Genomic DNA, 15,552 nt, shown 5'->3' with positions numbered 1-15,552 from the left:
TCAGTTCGTCTCCAACTCGGTGAGGAAGTCATGCATATCGCTCAGATCCTGCTCGAGATCGGTGGCCCGCAACCCTTCCAGCGCTTGCGCATAGCCCTGCAGGTCGTCGGCCTGGAAGATCAGTTCCAGTGGCACCTGTACCTGCAGTTGCGCCTGTGCGGCTGCCGTGGCTTGTGTCGCCAGCAGCGAATGCCCGCCCAGTTCGAAGAAGTTGTCGTCACGCCCTAAGCGGTCGACCTTCAGCACCGCAGCCCAGATATCGGCGATGGCGCGTTCCAGCTCGCCTTGCGGCGCGCGGTAGTCGCGTTGCATCAGGCTGGCATCCGGGGCCGGCAGGGCCTTGCGGTCCAGCTTGCCGTTGGGTGTCAGGGGCAGTGCGTCGAGGAAGACCAGATAGGTGGGGACCATGTAACCCGGCAGTGTCTCCTTAAGACGAACGTTGAGCTGCTCGCGCAATTTAGCCTCGCCGAGCGCCAGGCCCTGCGCGCTGGCCAGCACGTAGCCCACCAGCTGCGGGCCACCGACGCCGGGGCGGGCCAGCACCACGGCTTCACGCACGCCGTCCTGAGCCTGCAGGCGCGCCTCGATCTCACCCAGTTCGATGCGGAAGCCGCGGATCTTGACCTGGTGATCGACCCGTCCCAGGTAGTCGACCACACCGTCGGCGCGCTGGCGCACCAGGTCGCCACTGCGGTACAGGCGCGCGCCCGGCACACCGTAAGGGTCCGGCACGAAGCGCTCGGCGGTGAGCGCGGCGCGGTGCAGGTAGCCGCGCGCCACCCCCGTGCCGCCGAGGTACAGCTCGCCCGCGACACCCTGGGGCAGCAACGCCGCCGAGTCGTCGAGCACATAGGCACTGCGATTGCCGATGCGGCTGCCGATCGGCGCATAGGCCGCCTGGCAACGTTCGGCGCGGTCGGCTTTCCAGATCAGCGGGGTGACCACGGTTTCGGTCGGGCCATAGCCATTGATGATGTGCTCAGGCGCAAGCACGGCCTTGACCAGTTCGAACGAGGCTTCCGGCACCGCGTCGCCACCGAAGCAGTAGATGCGCACCGGCGGTGGGTTGCCGTGCTCGCGAACGTGCTCGGCCAACTGCTGCAGGTACACCGGCGGGAACGCGGCAACGGTGACGCCATGCCGGTGCATGGCCGCACAGGCCTGCTCGGCGGTCCACAGCTGCGGGTCGCGAATCAGCAGGCGGCCGCCGTGCAACAGGCAGGTCAGCCAGCGTTCATGGGCACCGTCGAAGGCGAACGACATGAAGTGCAGCTCGCAGTCACGCGCGCTCATGGCGTAGCGCTCACCGATCGCCAGGCAGTGCATGGCCAGCGGGCCATGGGCCACGGCGACGCCCTTGGGCTGGCCGGTGGAGCCGGAGGTGTAGATCACGTAGGCCAGGCCCTCGGCGTGCACCGGGCGCTGCGGCGCGCTGCTCGGCAGTGCGGCGCTGGCCAACTGGTCGATGCACAAGGTCGCCACGGCTTGCGCCGCGGGCAGGCGCGCCAGCAACTGCGAATGGGTGAGCAACAGCACCATGCGCGAGTCCTGCATGAGGTAGGCCAGGCGCTCTTCGGGGTACTCCGGGTCGAGCGGCACATAGGCTGCGCCAGCCTTGAGCACCGCCAGCAACGCGACCAGCATCTGCGGGCCACGCTCCAGCGCCACACCCACCAGCGCCTCGGCGCCCAGCCCTGCCTCGATCAACCCGTGTGCCAGGCGGTTGGCCTGCTGGTCGAGCTCGGCATAACTCAGTTGCTGCTCGCCGAACAACACCGCCACCGCGTCCGGCGTGCGCTGCGCCTGGGCCTCGAACAGCTGGTGCACTGCACGTGGCGAATCGAAGCGTGCATCGACGTGGTTCCACTGCTCCACCAGTTGCGCACGCTCCTGCCCGGTGATCAGCTCCAGCGCACCGATGGCCTGGCCCGGCGCCGCCTCGAGCAGTTGCTCGAGGACCTGGCGCAGGTGCCCGGCGATCTGCACGATGCGCGCATCGTCGAACGCTTCGCGCAGGTAGCTGTAGTGCACCTGCAGGGTCTGCTCCAGGGCGATGGCCAGGGTCAGCGGGTAGTTGGTGCGCTCGTGGCTGTCGATGGCGCCGAAGCCCAGGGCGGGCACCTCGGCCTGGCGCAGGGCCTCGGCCACCGGGTAGTTCTCGAACACCACCAGGGTGTCGAACAGCGCCTCGCCGCCCTGCCCGGCCCAGCGCTGGATATCGTACAGCGCGGTGTGCTCGTGCTCGCGCAGGGCCAGGTTGTGCTGCTGCAGCTCACCGAGCCACTCGCCCAGCGCCTGCTCGGCACGCACCTGCGCCACCACCGGCAGGGTGTTGATGAACAGCCCGACCTGGCGTTCGATACCGACGATCTCCGCCGGACGCCCCGAGACGGTGGCGCCGAAGCACAGCGCCTGCTGACCGGTGTAGCGCTGCAGGAGGATCAGCCAGGCGCCCTGCAGCAGGGTGTTGACGGTCACCTTGTGACGGCGCGCCAACTCGCCCAGGCGCTGGGTGAACGCGGCATCGAACTGTTGGTAGTGGTCGCCAAACGGCGCTTGCGCCACAGGCTCGCTGCGCACGAAGGCCTGGGCCAGCCGGGTCGGGGCCTCGAGCACACTCAGTTGCTCGGTCCAGAAACGCTCGCTCAACCCGGCATCCTGGGCCTGCAGCCAGGCCAGGTAATCGCGGTAGCGGCCAACATGGCCGACCTCGCGGCGCGCGGCGTAGCGCTGCAGCACCTCGCCCAGCAGCTGCGAATTGCTCCAGCCGTCGAGCAGGATGTGGTGGTGGGTGTAGATCAGGTGATGACGGTCATCAGCCGTACGCACCAGCACCAGGCGCAGCAGCGGCGCACGGGCCAGGTCGAAGCCCTGGGCCTGTTCCTCGGCCGCAAGGCGGTCGAGGGCGGCGGGCAGGTCCTGGTCGCCGCGCACATCAAGCACGCGGAACGGCACCTCGACCTGCTTGTGCACAAGCTGCAGCGGACGCTCCACATCGCCCTGCCAGAGGAACACGCTGCGCAGGCTGTCGTGGGCGTCCAGCGCCTGCTGCCAGGCCTCGCGGAAACGCGCCGGGTCCAGGCCGTCGATGTCCACCCGCATCTGGTTCACGTAGTCGCTGGCGTCGTGCTGGTACAGGCTGTGGAAGAGCATGCCCTGCTGCATCGGCGACAACGGCACGATGTCTTCGATCTGCCGCGCGGCGACCGGCAGCGCATCCAGTTGCGCCTGGGCCAGCGGGTAGAGCGGGAAGTCCGAGGGCGTCACGCCTGCTTGTCCGGGCTGACAGCAATGCTCGACCAGAGCCTGCAACTGCTCGGCGAAATCGCTGGCCAGGGCCTGCAGGGTGGCGTGGTCGAACATCTGCGTGCTGTAGGTCCAGCTCAGGTCCAGTTCGCCGTCGTACACCTGGCCGTTGATGCCCAGCCAGTTGGCCAGCGGCGCCTGCGCGCTCTGCTCGGCACCGCTGGCCTCGCCGCTCGGGCTGAACAGCGCGCCGTCGTCGGCCTGGAAGCTGCCATCGAACTGGCCCAGGTAGTTGAAGGTCACCCGTGCCACCGGCAAGGCCTGCAGCGCTTCACGGGTCGAGGCGTCAGCGAAGCGGCGCAAGGCGCCGAAGCCCAGCCCTTTGTTGGGCACCCCACGCAACTGCTCCTTGATCTGCTTGAGCGAGTCGCCCAGCGCTTCGGCCGGGGTCAGGCACACCGGGAACACGCTGGTGAACCAGCCCACGGTGCGGGTCAGGTCGAGGTGCTCGGCGAGCTCTTCGCGGCCATGGCCTTCGAGCTCCACCAGCACGCTGCCCTGCCCGCTCCAGCGGCACAGGGTACGGGCCAGGGCGGTCAGCAGCAGGTCGTTGACCTGGGTGCGATAGGCGGCGGGCGCTTCCTGCAACAGGCGCTGGGTCGTGGTTTTGTCCAGGCGCGTATGGACCATCGCCGCATGGGCGTTGTCCAGCACCGCCGTTGGTGCGGCGCACGGCAACTCGGCGGCACCCTGCAGGCGTTGCTGCCAGTAGCCCAGCTCAGAGCTGTGCTCGGTGGCGTAACGACGCAATTGCTCGGCCCAGTCGCGCTGCGAGCTGGTCTTGCCCGGCAGGGCCAGAGGCTTGCCGCTGCTCAGTTGCTCGAAGGCCAGTTGCAGGTCTTCGAACAGGATGCGCCACGACACCCCGTCCACCGCCAGGTGATGGATCACCAGCAGCAGGCGCTGGCTGCCGTCTGGCAGGTCGGCCAGCACGGCGCGCAGCAGCGGGCCATCGCCCAGCGACAGGCTGCGCTGGGCCGATTCGGCCAGGGCTTCCAGTTCGTCGGCAGCGTTCAGGCTGCGCTGCCACAGCAGCTCGGTCGGTTGCTCGCCGAGCGGGCGATACTGCGCCTGCCAGCCGGCCTCGCCTTCAGTGAAGCTCAGGCGCAGTGCATCGTGGTGCGCGACCAGCGCCTGCAACGCCTGCTCCAGATAACCCGCGTGCAGCGGCTGGGTCGGCTTGAGCAGCACCGACTGGTTCCAGTGGTGACGCTCGGGGATATCGGTGTCGAAGAACGCTTGCTGGATCGGCAGCAACGGCATCTCGCCACTGAGCGGACCCTGCTCGATAAGTTGCGCACCCTCGCCTTCCTGGGCCACGGTCGCCAGCCCTTGAACGGTCTGGTGCTGGAACAGCGCCTTGGGCGTGAAGCGAATGCCCGCCTGACGCGCCCGGCTGACCACTTGGATCGAGATGATCGAGTCGCCGCCCAGCTCGAAGAAGTTGTCGGTCACACCAATCGGCGAAACCTTCAAGACTTCCTCCCAAATCGCCACCAGGCGTTTTTCCAGCAGGCTGCGCGGTGCCACCTGGCGTGCCGGAGCACTGGCCTGCGGCGCTGGCAGTGCCTTGCGGTCGAGCTTGCCGTTGGGGGTCAGCGGCAGGCGTTCGAGGAACAGCCAGTGGGTCGGCACCATGTAGTCCGGCAGGGTCTGCTTGAGCCAGGCCTTGAGCGGCTCCGCATCATCGTGCAATGCCGCAGCAGCGACATAGCCGACCAATTGCGTCCCCAGTTCGCCCTGACGGGCAACCACCGCCACCTCACGCACCTCGGGGTGCGCCAGCAGGCGTGCCTCGATCTCACCCAGCTCGATACGGAAACCACGCACCTTGACCTGATGGTCGATACGCCCCAGGTATTCGATCGACGCGTCTTCGCGGTAACGCACCAGGTCGCCGGTGCGGTACATGCGCCCGCCTTCACCGGTGAACGGGTCGGCGACGAAGCGTTCGGCACTCAGCCCAGGCCGGCGCAGGTAACCGCGCGCCAGGCCCTCGCCGGCCAGGTACAGCTCGCCCGCCACCCCCACCGGCTGCGGCTGCAGGTGGCCATCCAGCACATAGGCGCAGGTGCCCGGCAGCGGCCGGCCAATGCTGGCCCGGCCGTTGGCCTGGCGCAGCACGCAGGTCGAATAGGTGGTGTCTTCGGACGGCCCGTAGAGGTCGTGTACGCGTTCGACGCCCGGCAGCGCATACAGCGCATCGACCAGCGACTGCTTCAGCGGCTCGCCCGCCAGGTTGATGGTGCGCACACTGGGCGGAATCGCCCCGGCCTGCAGCAGCGCGGCGATCGCCGACGGCACGGTGTTGATAAGGGTCACGCGCTCGCGCGCAGGCAGTTCCGGCAGCGCCAGGGCGTTGTCGGCGAGAATGAAATGGCCGCCGCCGGCCAAGGTCACGAACAGCTCCCAGACCGACAGGTCGAAGCAGATCGAGGTGCTCGCCAGCACGCCTTGCAGATCGTCCTGGCTGTACAGCCCCTGAGCCCAGCGCACCAGCGCCACGGCATTGCCATGGGTGATCGCCACGCCCTTGGGCAGGCCGGTGGAGCCAGAGGTGTAGATCACGTACGCCAGGTGCTCGGCATCGTCATGCTGGACCGGCGCATGGATGGGTTGCAGCGCCAGCTGCGGGTCGTCGTCGAGCAACAGCAGCGACTGGCCCTCGCTGATCACCGACGCCAACTGTGCGGCCTGATCGGCCTGAGTCAGCAGCAGGTGCGCCTGGCTATCGCCGAGCATGTGCGCCAGGCGCTCGCGCGGGTAGGCCAGGTCCAGCGGCACATAGGCGCCACCGGCCTTGAGCACCGCCAGCAGGGCTACCACCAGCTCGGCCCTGCGCGGCAAGGCCACGCCGACCCGCACTTCCGGGCCGACACCCAGGGCACGCAGGCGATGGGCCAGGCGGTTGGCCTGCGTGTCGAGCTCGTGATAGCTCAGCTCGCGCTCACCGCAGATCAGCGCCAGGGCCTCGGGGGCCTGCGCGGCGCGGGCCTGGATCAGACCGTGCAAGCTGGCGTGGGTCGCAGGCGGCAGCGCTGCCGAGTTCCAGGTCTGAAGCATGCGCTGCTGTTCGTCGGCGGCCAGCAGCGGCAAGCGCGCCACTGGGCACAGCGGGTCGTGTACCACGGCCTGCAGCAGGTGCTGCCAATGGTCGGCCAGACGCTTGATGGTGGCGTGGTCGAACAGGTCGGTGGCGTAGGTCAGCGACACTTCGATGCGCGCCTCGACCTCAGTGGTGTCCAGGCTCAGGTCAAACTGCGCGGTGCCGCTGTCCCAGCTCAGCGGCTCGAGCGCCAGGCCTTGCAGGGAGGTTGCGGTGGCAGGCGTCACCTGGTGGTTGTGCATGACCTGGAACAGCGGGCTGTAGCTCAGGCTGCGCTGGGGCTGCAGGGCGTCGACCAGTTGCTCGAACGGCAGGTCCTGGTGGGCCTGGGCGCCAAGTACGGCCTGGCGTACCTGTTGCAGCAGTTGATCGAAACCGGCCGCGCCATCGACCTGGGCGCGCAGCACCTGGGTGTTGACGAAGAAGCCGACCATCAACTCGGTCTCGGCCCGGGTGCGGTTGGCCACCGGTACGCCGACGCGGATATCGGACTGGCCGCTGTAGCGGTGCAGCAAGGCCTGGAACGAGGCCAACAGGTAGACGAACAGGGTCACACCCTGGGCGCTGGCCTGCTCGCGCAGCGCTGCCACCAGCGGCTCGGCCAGGCTCAGGTCCAGGCGCGCACCGCGCTGGCTCTGCTCGGCAGGTCGCGGGCGGTCGAACGGCAGTTCCAGCACGGGCTGCTCGTCGCCCAGTTGTTCACGCCAGTAGGCCAGTTGCCGGGCGCCCTCGCCCGCCTCCAGCCATTGGCGTTGCCACTGGGCGAAGTCGGCGTACTGCAAGGCCAGGGGCTCGAGTGCCGCGGCCTCGCCACGGCAATGGGCGAGGTAGCGCGCCCGCCACTGTTCGACCAGCAGTTGCATCGACCAGCCGTCGGAGACGATGTGGTGCTGGGTCATCACCAACACATGGTCCTGTTCGCCCAGCTCCAGCACGCGAACCCGCAGCAACGGCGCCTGGAACAGGTCGAACGGGCGGCGAATCTCGCGCTGCACTTCGCGGCGGATGGCCGCCTCGTCGGCCTGCCCCTCCATGGTCTGGTAGTCGATCGCGAAGGTCAGCGCCGGGGCGATGACCTGGCGGACCTCGCCGTCCTCTTCGACGAACGCGGTGCGCAGCGAGGCATGGCGATCCACCAGGTCCTGCACGCTGCGCGCCAGGGCGTCGCAATCCAGCGCGCCGCGCAGACGCAGCGCTGCCGGAATGTGATAGGACGCACTGTGCGGCTCCAGTTGCCACAGGAACCACTGGCGCTCCTGGGCGTAGGACAACGCCAGCGGTTGGTCATGGCCCACACTGACCAACGCAGGCCCCGCCTCAGCGGCCTGGGCCTGGCAGGCCTCGGCGAACGCCTCAAGCACCGGCGCCTGGAACAGCACCCGCACCGGCACCTCGCGCTGCAACTGCTGGCGGATGCGCACCACCACCTGCATGGCCAGCAGCGAATGCCCGCCACGCTCGAAGAAGTGATCGGCCAGGCCGATCTGCGGCACGTCCAGCACCTGGGCCCAGATGTCCGCCAGCGCCGCCTGCAAGGCATTGCGCGGGGCGATGTAGGCCGCGCGGGTGGCGTCCGCCTCGGGCAGAGGCAAGGCTGCGCGGTCAAGCTTGCCGTTGTTGTTCAGCGGCAACTGGTCCAGCACGACGAGGTGCGCCGGCATCATGAACTCCGGCAGCGACTGGCGCAACGCGTCGCGCAGCGCGGCGACGAAGGCCGTGCGCGCATCGCCCTGCACTGCCTCGCTGGCAACCGGCACGACGAAGGCCACCAACTGCGCACCCTGGCCGGTCGGTTGGGCGATCAGCGCGGCGGCGCGCACTCCCGGCTGGGCCTGCAGGCAGGCTTCGATCTCACCCATTTCGATGCGCATGCCGCGAATCTTCACCTGGTGATCGATGCGCCCAACGTACTCCAGCGCCCCTTCGGCGTTGTAGCAGGCCAGGTCGCCACTGCGATAAAGCCGTGCGCCCGGCTCGCGGGCGAACGGGTCGGGCAGGAAGCGTTCGGCCGTAAGGCCCGGACGCTGGTAATACTGCTGGGCCAGACAGGCCGGGGCGGCGATGCACAACTCACCGACCGCGCCCGCCGGCAACAGCTCGCCAGCGCCGTCGAGCACATAGAGGGCACGGCCAGCAATGGCCCGGCCAATCGGCACGCCGTGGCTGTCGCTGGCATCGCCCAGGCGGCAGGCATGCACGCTCGAGACCACGGTGGCCTCGGTCGGGCCGTAGGTGTTGATCAGCGCGACCTCGCCCAAGCCCGCGGCGTGCCACAGGCGCAGCCCTTCCACCGACATCGCCTCGCCGCCGACGTGCACCTGGCGCAGTGCACCCAGGCCACGGCCCGGCTGCGCGGCGCACTCTTTGGCCAGCAGGTACCAGTAGGCCGCTGGCAGGTCGGCCAAGGTGACCTCGTGCTGCACGATGTGCTCGGCCAACTGCTGCACATCCCACAGCGACTCGCCCCGCATCACCAGCGCCGCCCCCAAGGCCAGCGGCGGATAGCACTGCTCGACGAAGCCGTCGAAGCTGAACGTGGCGAACTGCAGCACGCGGTCGTTGGCGCTCAGGTGCGAATACTGCGCACCGCTCTGGCAGAACTCGCGCAGGGCGGCATGGCTGATGGCGACACCCTTGGGCCGGCCGGTGGAGCCGGAGGTGTAGATCACGTACGCCAGGTCCTGAGCGTGAGGCTGCACGAGCGGGTCATGCTCGGGCTGCACGTCCAGCACCAGCTCGCCGGTCACCAGGCGCGGCACCTCGGGTGGCAGGCTCAGGCCCTGCAACAGGCCGTCGTCGCACAGCAGCAAGTCGAGCTGGCTGTCTTCGATCATGTAGCGCAGGCGCTCATCCGGGTAGGCCGGGTCAAGCGGCACATAGGCTGCGCCACTCTTGAGCACCGCCAGCAGGCTGACGATCAGTTGCGGGCTGCGGCGCAGGGCCAGGCCGATACGTTTGCCCGGGCCCATGCCCTGGGCGATGAGCAGGTGCGCCAGGCGATTGGCCTGGCGGTTGAGTTGGCCATGGCTGAGCGAGCGGCCCTCGCACAACACGGCCAGGGCGTCGGGGTTGCGCGCGGCCTGGGCGGCGATGCGCTGGTGCACCAGCGGCGTGGCCGACAGGTCGATCGCTTCGCCCTGGCTGTGCGCCAACACCGCCTGCTGCGTGGTGTCATCCAGCAGCCGCAGGCTGCCCAGCGCGGCCGAGGGCTGCTCGAGCATCTGCTCGAGCGCCTGGCAGAAAGCGGCGCACAACTGCTCGACCTGCGCCGCATCGAAGTGCGCCAGGTCGTAGGCGAACTCCACGCTCAATCGCGCACCCAGCTCGATGCCGAGGGTCAACGGATAATGGGTGCGCTCGTGATTGCGCAGCGCGCCCACCTGCAACCCGGCTGGCGCGCCATCACGCAGGGCCTCGGCCACCGGGAAGTTCTCGAACACCATCAAGGTGTCGAACAGCACACCGCCCTGCTGGCCGGCCCAACCCTGGACCTTATACAGCGGCACGTGCTCGAACTCGCGCAGGTCGAGGTTGAACGCCTGCAGGGTTTCCAGGGCCTCGCCGACCGACTGGCCAGGTGCTGCGCTGCACAGGACCGGAAGGGTGTTGATGAACAGCCCCAGTTGCTCTTCGATCCCCGGCAACGGCGCCGAGCGCCCGCTGACGGTCGCGCCGAACGCCACGCAGGCCTGGCCGGTGTGTCGCTGCAGTACCAGGCCCCAGGCCGCCTGGAACAGGGTGTTGAGGGTCACTTTGCGCTGGCGGGCGAACTGGCCCAGGCGCTCGGCGAAGGCGCCGTCGAACACATGCAGGTGCTCGCCACTGCCCTGCCCTTGCGCCCGCCGCAACGCCGAGGCCAGCAAGGTCGGTCCCTGCAACGGCGCCAGCGCGGCCTTCCAGAAACGCTCGCCAGCATCGACAGGCTGGCGCTGCAACCAGCCCAGGTAGTCGCTGAAACGCCCACTGGCGGCAGCCACCGGCTGCCGGGCGTAGGTCTGGATCACCTGGGCCAGCAGGCTGGCATTGCTCCAGCCATCCATGAGGATGTGATGGCTGGTGTAGATCAGGTGCCAGCCACCGCCCTGCAGTGCCACCAGTTGCAGGCGGAACAGCGGCGCCTGGCGCAGATCGAAGCCGCGAAGGCGTTCGGCGGCGGCCAGGGCATCGAGGTCGTGCACGCCCTCCAGTACCTGCAGCGGCAAGTCGAGATGGCGCTGCACCAACAGATGCGCCTCGCTCAAGCCCTCCCAATGCACGCTGGCACGCAGGATCTCGTGGCGCGCCATTGCCTCGCTCCAGGCCTCACGCAAACGCGCGGGTTCCAGCCCCTGGATATCCAGGCGCAGCTGGTTGATGTAGGCACCGGCCTCGGGCTCGTACTGGGCGTGGAAGAACATGCCCTGCTGCATCGGCGACAGCGGATAGAGCGCTTCGATAGCGCTGGCAGCGACCGGCAGCGCGTCGAGCTGCGCCTGGTCGATGCGTGCGAGCGGGAAGTCGGACGGCGTCGCCTGGCCGGCCGGGGTTTGCAGGCAGTGGGCGATCAGTTGTGCCAGCTCGTCGTTGTAGGCCTGGGCCAGGCCTTCGACAGTGGCGTCATGGTACATCTGGCCGCTGTAGCCCCAGCGCAGCGACAGCTCGCCGGCATAGACCTGGCTTTCCAGGGTCAGCCAGTTGGCCAAGGGGGCCTCGGGGTCCTGGGCCTGGCCGCTGCGCTCGGTGGCGGGCGCCCAGAGTGCCTGGGCATCGAACTGCTGGTCGAACTGCCCCAGATAGTTGAAGGTGATACGCGCAGGCGTGGCCTGGTCGAGCGCCTGGCGCTGGGCCTCATCGCCCAGGTAGCGCAGCAGGCCGTAGCCCAGCCCCTTGCCCGGCACCGCGCGCAACTGTTCCTTGACCGCCTTGATCGAGGCGCCCACATCGTCGCTGACGCTCAGGCGCACGGGGAACAGTGTGGTGAACCAGCCCACGGTGCGCGACAGATCGACATCCTCGAACACCTCTTCGCGACCGTGCCCTTCAAGTTGCACCAGCACCGCTTGCTGCGCGCTCCAGCGCGCGACCACCCGGGCCAGCGCCGTCAGCAGCAGGTCGTTGATCTGTGTGCGGTAGGCGGCCGGGGCAAGGTGCAGCAACTGACGGGTCAGCTCGGCGTCCAGGCGCGTTTCCAGGGTGCGGCCGTGGCGGTTGAGCGCGGCGCCCTGGGGCATGTCGCACGGCAGCTCGTGGTCGACACGCTGGGCGCGCCAGTAGTCCAGCTCGCCGGTCTGTTGCGCAGCCAGGGCAGGCAGGCGCGCGGCCCAGGCCTGCCAGGCGCTGGTCTTGGCGGGCAGCGGCTGTTGCGTGTAGGCGTGCTGCAAGTCTTCGAGCAGCACGCGCCAGGACACGCCGTCGACCACCAGGTGGTGGATCACCAGCAGCACGCGCTGGCTGCCATCGGCCATTTGCACCAGTACCGCGCGCAGCAGCGGCCCGTCGGCCAGGTCGAGGCTGCGCTGGGTGGTGTCGCAGAGCGCCGCCAGCGCCTCGGCATCGGCGGCTGTCTCTTCGCGCAGCAGCCCGGCGGGCAGCGCACCGTGCTCGGCCTGCCAGTGGCCGTCGTGCAGCTGGAAGCGCAGGCGCAGAGCATCATGTTGCTCGACCAGGCGCACCAGCGCCTGCTGCAGGCGACCAGCGTCCAGGGTCTGGCGCGGCGTCAGCAGCAGCGACTGGTTCCAGTGCGCCCGTGCAGGCATCGCCTGCTCGAAGAAGGCGCGCTGGATAGGGGTCAGCAGCGCCGGGCCCTGCACCGCACCCTGCTCGGCCTGCACCTGCGTCGCACGCCCGGCAGCGCCAGCCAGGCCGCGCAGGGTCTGGAACTGGAACAGGTCACGCGGGCTGAACTGCAAGCCTTGGCGTCGGGCGCGGCTGACCACCTGGATGGCGATGATCGAGTCGCCGCCCAGTTCGAAGAAGTTGTCGTCCAGGCCGACCTGTTCGACCCCGAGCACCTCGCTCCAGACCTGCGCAAGGATCTGCTGCACCGGCGTTTGCGCGGCGACATAGGCGCCGCGTGGCGCCGCATCGGGCTGTGGCAGCGCCTTGCGGTCGAGCTTGCCGTTGGGGGTCAGCGGCAGGCTGTCGAGCGGCATCAGGTGGGTGGGCACCATGAACTCGGGCAGCGCCTGCAACAACCAGTCCTTGAGCCCCTGCTGCCAGCCATCGGGCTGCTCGTTGAGTACCAGGTAGGCCACCAACTGCTTGCCGTCCAGCGCCAGCACCACAGCCTCACGTACCCACTCATGCTGGGCCAGGCGCGCCTCGATCTCGCCCAGCTCGATGCGCAGGCCGCGAATCTTCACCTGATGGTCGAAGCGGCCGAGGTATTCGATCACGCCATCGTGGCGCTGGCGCACACGGTCGCCGGTGCGATACAGGCGCTGGCCAGAAACGAAAGGATCGGCGACGAAGCGCTCGGCGGTCAGGCTCGGGCGGCGATGGTAGCCCCGGGCCAAGCCGACACCGCCCAGGTAGAGCTCGCCGGAAACACCGGGGGCAACCGGCTCGAGGCCGGCGTCGAGCACGTAGGTGCGCAGGTTGGCGATCGGCAGGCCGATCGGCACGCTGTCCCGGCCTTCGTCGCGGCAGGTCCAATGGGTGACGTCGATGGCCGCCTCGGTCGGGCCATACAGGTTGTACAGGGCTGCGCCCGGCAGGCGGGCGAACACCTGCAACTGGGCATCCACCGGCAGGGCCTCACCGCTGCAGACGATACGCCGCAGGCTACTGCACGCTTCGACACCCGGCTCGTGGATGAACGCCTGGAGCATCGACGGCACGAAATGCAGGGTGCTGACCTGGAAGCGGCGGATGGTCTCGATCAAGCGTGCCGGATCGCGATGTTCACCCGGCGCGGCCACCGCCAGGCGCGCGCCAGTCATCAGCGGCCAGAAGAACTCCCACACCGACACGTCGAAACTGAAGGGGGTCTTCTGCAGCACGGTGTCGTCGGCGCCGATGGCGTAGGCCTCCTGCATCCAGTGCAGGCGGTTGGCCAGGGCCCGGTGGCTGTTGCCGGCGCCCTTCGGCCGCCCGGTGGAGCCGGAGGTGTAGATGACGTAGGCCAGTTGCTCGGGGTCGATATCCACCAACGGGGCGCTGGTGGGTTGCTCGTCGAGCAGCAACTGGTCGAGCGCCACGCACTGCACACCCTGGGGCAGCGGCAGGCTGTCGAGCAGTGCCTGCTGGGTCAGCAGCAGGTCGATGCCGCTGTCCTCGATCATGTAGGCCAGGCGTTCTGCGGGGTACTCCGGATCCAGCGGCACATAGGCAGCACCGGCCTTGAGGATGCCCAGCAGCCCCACCACCATTTCGACGCTGCGCTGCACGCTGATGCCGACCAGGCTGTCGCCCCGGGCGCCCTGGGCGCGCAGGTAGTGGGCCAACTGGTTGGCGCGGGCGTCGAGCTGGGCGTAGCTGAGCGCATGCTCGCCAAACACCAGGGCCGGGGCCTGCGGCGCGCGGCGTGCCTGGTCTTCGAACAGCTGGTGCACCGGGCGTTCGAGCGGGTAGTCACGGGCCGTAGCGTTCCAGTCCTGGAGCACGGTGGCAAGGCTGGCGTCATCGAGCATCGGCACCTGCCACAGCGCGTGCTGCGGCTGATCGACCAAGCCCTGCAGCAGGGCCTGCCAGTGCCGGGCCATGCGCTCGATGGTGGCGCCGTCGAACAGGTCGCTGGCATAGGTGAAGGCTGCGTGCAGCACGCCACCTTGCTCGTAGGTGTCGAGGCTGAGGTCGAACTGGGTGGTGCGGCTGCGCCATTGCAGCGGCGCCAGTTGCAGGCCGGACGCCAGGGTGACGGTGGTCAGGTCGGCGACCTGCGGCTGGTGGTTGTACATCACCTGGAACAGCGGTGCGTGGCTGAGGCTGCGCTCGACCTTGAGCGCCTCGACCAGGCGCTCGAACGGCAGGTCCTGGTGCGCCTGGGCGCCCAGCACGGTCTGACGTACCGCTTGCAGATAACCCAGCACGTCCTGTTGCGCTTGTGGCTGCAGGCGCAGCACCTGGGTGTTGACGAACAGCCCGATCAGCCCCTCGACCTCGGCGCGGTTGCGGTTGGCCACCGGGCTGCCGATGCGCAGGTCGCTTTGGCCGGTGTAGCGTTGCAGGAGCATGCCGAAGCTGGCGAGCAGGACCATGAACAGCGACAGGTTGTGCTGGCGGGCAAAACCGCGCACCTGCTCGGTCAGTGCCGCGTCGAGCGGGAATGACTGACGGCTGCCGCTGAAGCTGGGGGTGGCCGGGCGCGCGTGGTCCAGCGGCAGCTCCAGCACCGGCTGCTCCTGGCCCAGCTGGGCCTGCCAGTACTGCAACTGGCGCTCCATCTCGCCCGCTTCGAGCCAGCGGCGCTGCCACAGGGCGTAGTCGACGTACTGGATGGGCAGTGCTGGCAGCTGCGGTGCCTGGCCGGCGGCAAAGGCGTCATAGGCGCGGCTGAACTCATCGATCAGCACATTCATCGACCAGCCGTCGGAAACGATGTGGTGCAGGGTCAGCAGCAGCACGTGCTCCTGCGCATCGAGGTGCAGCAGGCGCACCCGCAGCAGTGGGCCTTGCGCCAGGTCGAACGGGCGCAGCGACTCGGCCTCGGCGTCGGCACGGACCTGTGCCTCACGCTGGTCGGCGGCGAGGTTGCGCAGGTCGACGCGCTCGATGTTCACGTGCGCGAGCGGGCGGTGGACCTGCTCCAGGCGATCATCGGCCTGGGGTTCGAAGACGGTGGTCAGGCTTTGGTGACGGGCCAGTACGGTGGCGAAGGCCTGCTCCAGGGCGGCTTCGTTCAGCTGGCCTAGCAGGCGTACGGCGCCTGGCAGGTTGTAGGCGCCGCTCTGGGGGTCCATTTGCCAGAGCACCCACATGCGTTGCTGGGCATAGGACAGCGCCTGGCGGTCTGGGGCCTCGACACTGGCCGGGATGGGGAACTGGGAAAAGTCGATGCCCTCCTTGGCCAGGGTCTCGAGGAACACGCGGCGCTTTTCCAGCGGCAGTTCAATGAAACGGCGGGCCAGTTGCAGGGACTTCTCGGCATTCATCAGATTGCTTCCGTACGGGTGGGGTATCGGGCGGGGCCCGGCTATCCCTACGAAACGGATACATCTTGC

Annotated in this window: 1 protein-coding gene; it reads right to left on the bottom strand. The window is 68.7% G+C overall.

The genetic code is table 11. From position 1 onward, the window contains the following. On the bottom strand, positions 1-15,483 hold the full coding sequence (locus ACK3BK_RS10470; RefSeq protein ID WP_411384245.1) for a non-ribosomal peptide synthetase: 15,483 nt from the start codon (positions 15,481-15,483) through the stop codon (positions 1-3). Between the last annotated feature and the right edge of the window lie 69 nt (positions 15,484-15,552).

The organism is Pseudomonas sp. L7, assembly GCF_046605565.1.
In the GTDB taxonomy this organism is placed as follows: Bacteria; Pseudomonadota; Gammaproteobacteria; order Pseudomonadales; family Pseudomonadaceae; genus Aquipseudomonas; species Aquipseudomonas wayambapalatensis.
Note: the sequence above shows the minus strand (reverse complement) of the source record. Positions and strands in the feature narration are given on the sequence as shown.

Coding starts and splice junctions, on each gene's coding strand:
- ACK3BK_RS10470 (WP_411384245.1), bottom strand. CDS start 15,483: ATGAATGCCGAGAAGTCCCTGCAACTGGCCCGCCGTTTCATTGAACTG.